Below are 2,597 nucleotides of genomic sequence, written 5' to 3' on the forward strand. Positions count from 1 at the left end.
ATGGGTGAGAATGATAAAAAACCGAAGAAAGGTTATGTCTGGGCCTATGCCACTACACAGTACAATCCAGTTCAAGCCGTGATCTATGACTTTCAGGATAGTCGTTCAGGTCAGCATGCTGAAGCGTTCCTGAAAGACTGGCAGGGCCATCTGGTCTGTGATGATTACAGCGGTTATAAAGCACGCTTTAAATCAGGTCAGGTCATTGAGGTGGGCTGCATGGCGCATGCGCGTCGTAAATTCCATGAACTGCATGTGACCAAAAAAAGTCAGGTCGCTGAACAGGCATTAGTGCTGATTCAGAAACTGTATGCCATAGAAGCAGAACTCAGGAAAAAGACCGATGGTACAGCAGAACAGCGCCGCGAATACCGACAACAGCATAGTCAACCGGTGATGCAACAACTGTATGAATGGCTCAACCAACATCAACTGACTGTGCCATCGAGTTCTCCAACCGCCAAGGCGATCAATTACACTCTGAAGCGTTGGCCAGCCTTAAGCCGCTATCTGGATGATGGCAATCTACCGATTTGCAATAACTGGGTGGAAAACCAGATGCGCCCCTGGGCGTTGGGACGTAAGAACTGGTTATTTGCAGGTTCGCTGCGCAGCGGTCAGCGAGCAGCCAATATTATGACATTAATCCAGTCAGCAAAGCTGAATGGGCTGGATCCCTATGCCTATTTAAGTGATGTGCTGAAAAGGTTGCCGACACATAAAGTGACTCAGATTGAAGAATTGCTACCACACCGCTGGAAATCCAACTCAAATTAAAAAATAGGCATGGGGTTCAGCGGACGCTTACGAGGAAGTCACATTAGATGACTTATAAGCTTTTACGTCATAAGGACTTCACTGCAGAATGGGAAAAGCTTCCTAGTGCTATACGAGATCAATTCAAGAAAAAATTAGCTAAGGTAATAGAGCAACCACATATTCCAAAGAATATGCTTAAAGGTGATCTTGCAGGCTGCTATAAAATAAAATTATTAAAAGCTGGTGTCCGACTTGTTTACCAGGTCAAAGATGATCAGGTAGTTATTTTGCTAATTACCGTTGGAAAACGAGCTGATAGCATTGTTTATGATGAAGCAAAAAAGCGGATAAAAGACTAAAAATGGGAGCTGCATGCCCCCATTTTTGGCTTCGTATAACGTGCATTATGTTAATTTTAGGAGATCTATACAATTCTGTACTTTTTCACAATCATAGAAAAAGCAAATAAAATACTTATCCAAAATAAATAATCAATAAAAAAATTGAGAAAAACAAATTGATCCATGCCGATGAAAATAAATAAAGGGTTGATACTTATACTTCCGACTGGAGAGGTTTCACCATCTATAAGGAACTGTAGAGGAAATCCCCCAGCTATGACTTCAACTTCTCCAAGCTTATCTACAACTATGCGGTCAACTAATATATTTTTTTGATAAAGCAAAGATACGTAGGTCAAAATAATTGCTAAGAAATTAAAATATAAAAATTTTTTCATAATTTTATCTCATATATCTATTAATTTTAACGATTTTTAATCAGAGCCTTTTGGAATAATTTGCTTTAATTTCTCTATTATTATTTTATCAAAAAATTCCTTTAATATGAAAAAATTAGAATTTATTTTATTAAGTTTACTTGCAGCCTGTAGTCCAGTTACAGAAAAAATTGAATCAAATATAGTTGTTCCACGTATTCAATATACGGGGGGAGCAGATAATGCAAGTTATAGTGAGGCTAAGCTTATTAGGGAAGGTAAATGCCTATACCTAGAACATGCTGATGGATCTAAAGTTCTGCCAATTTTTGCTACAAAAACTCTAGATTGGGATATGGAAACTAAGAGCCTAAAAGTAGATTCGGATACTTATTTTTTAGGTGATAAAGCAGCATATGGAGGCGGAGAATCCTATCCTCTAGAAAAAAATAATTATTCTTGGATAACTGAAGTAGATCCTAGCTGTGATACCTCAAAAGTTATAGTTATTAGTCGACTCATAAGACCAATTGAACAGAACTACCAAAATGAAGAATAGCCTATTTTACTGTCTTGCATTAGTTTTAATTATAGGATGCCAACCATTAGAAAAGAATGGATATATTTCTATTAAAAATTGGACCAATGCCCCAATCACAGATCTTAAAATAACTTATATCAGTGCTCAAAAAACTTATAGCTTAGGTACTCTTTATCCTTATTCGGAATATAAATACGCCATCAACTATGAGCAGCATAATGAGGATTCAATAATCTTTTCATATGTAGATAAAAGTCATAAAAAGATTAATCAAGAAGTAGCTACATATGCAGCCAAATATGATAGGAGAATTTATGAAATAATTATTCAATAGAATATAAATTTATATAGAAATTACAATTACTAATTGAACGAAAGAGCTTCTATTTGAAGTTTCAAAAACTGGAGTTTTCCACCAATCTAACCTCCATTTAACATAATGGCGATTATACGAATTGAACTTTTCTTCATCTAAGAATATAGTGTGATTAACAATGTTAATCACAGGAGCTTAACATGGCTTCAAATGCACTAGTCACTACTCGCATTAACGAAAACATTAAGCATGAAGCAACAGAA

The 2,597-nt window shown here is 36.3% G+C and carries 5 protein-coding genes; 4 read left to right on the forward strand and 1 reads right to left on the reverse strand.

Annotated features, from left to right (window positions below; genetic code table 11):
* Together CF596_RS14345 and CF596_RS14350 are read left to right on the forward strand one after the other, a co-directional pair.
* Nucleotides 1-777 (forward strand): IS66 family transposase (locus CF596_RS14345; RefSeq protein WP_143228715.1); only part of this gene is annotated, 777 nt, incomplete at its 5' end.
* Between the two features lie 47 nt (nt 778-824).
* Nucleotides 825-1,118, forward strand: a complete 294-nt coding sequence (locus CF596_RS14350) for a type II toxin-antitoxin system RelE/ParE family toxin (protein WP_004733298.1) — start codon at nt 825-827, stop codon at nt 1,116-1,118.
* A gap of 65 nt (nt 1,119-1,183) precedes the next feature.
* Here CF596_RS14350 and CF596_RS14355 read toward each other — a convergent pair whose 3' ends face one another.
* On the reverse strand, nt 1,184-1,498 hold the full coding sequence (locus tag CF596_RS14355; protein WP_005108843.1) for a hypothetical protein: 315 nt from the start codon (nt 1,496-1,498) through the stop codon (nt 1,184-1,186).
* Between the two features lie 106 nt (nt 1,499-1,604).
* Between CF596_RS14355 and CF596_RS14360 the strand changes: the two genes are divergently transcribed.
* Together CF596_RS14360 and CF596_RS14365 are read left to right on the forward strand one after the other, a co-directional pair.
* Nucleotides 1,605-2,036 carry a hypothetical protein gene (locus tag CF596_RS14360; RefSeq protein ID WP_018680121.1) on the forward strand — a complete coding sequence of 144 codons (432 nt, stop codon included), beginning with the start codon at nt 1,605-1,607 and terminating at the stop codon, nt 2,034-2,036.
* Complete coding sequence (locus CF596_RS14365) at nt 2,026-2,352, forward strand: hypothetical protein (protein ID WP_005108845.1); 327 nt, start codon at nt 2,026-2,028, stop codon at nt 2,350-2,352. Before CF596_RS14360 ends, CF596_RS14365 begins: the two co-directional genes overlap by 11 nt.
* Nucleotides 2,353-2,597: the final 245 nt, after the last annotated feature.

The organism is Acinetobacter sp. YT-02 (assembly GCF_002412355.1).
Classification (GTDB): Bacteria; Pseudomonadota; Gammaproteobacteria; order Pseudomonadales; family Moraxellaceae; genus Acinetobacter; species Acinetobacter towneri.

Excerpts from the sequence above, each read along its gene's own strand:
- CF596_RS14355 (WP_005108843.1), bottom strand. The coding sequence starts at position 1,498 with ATGAAAAAATTTTTATATTTTAATTTCTTAGCAATTATTTTGACCTAC.
- CF596_RS14365 (WP_005108845.1), top strand. The coding sequence starts at position 2,026 with ATGAAGAATAGCCTATTTTACTGTCTTGCATTAGTTTTAATTATAGGA.
- CF596_RS14350 (WP_004733298.1), top strand. The coding sequence starts at position 825 with ATGACTTATAAGCTTTTACGTCATAAGGACTTCACTGCAGAATGGGAA.
- CF596_RS14360 (WP_018680121.1), top strand. The coding sequence starts at position 1,605 with ATGAAAAAATTAGAATTTATTTTATTAAGTTTACTTGCAGCCTGTAGT.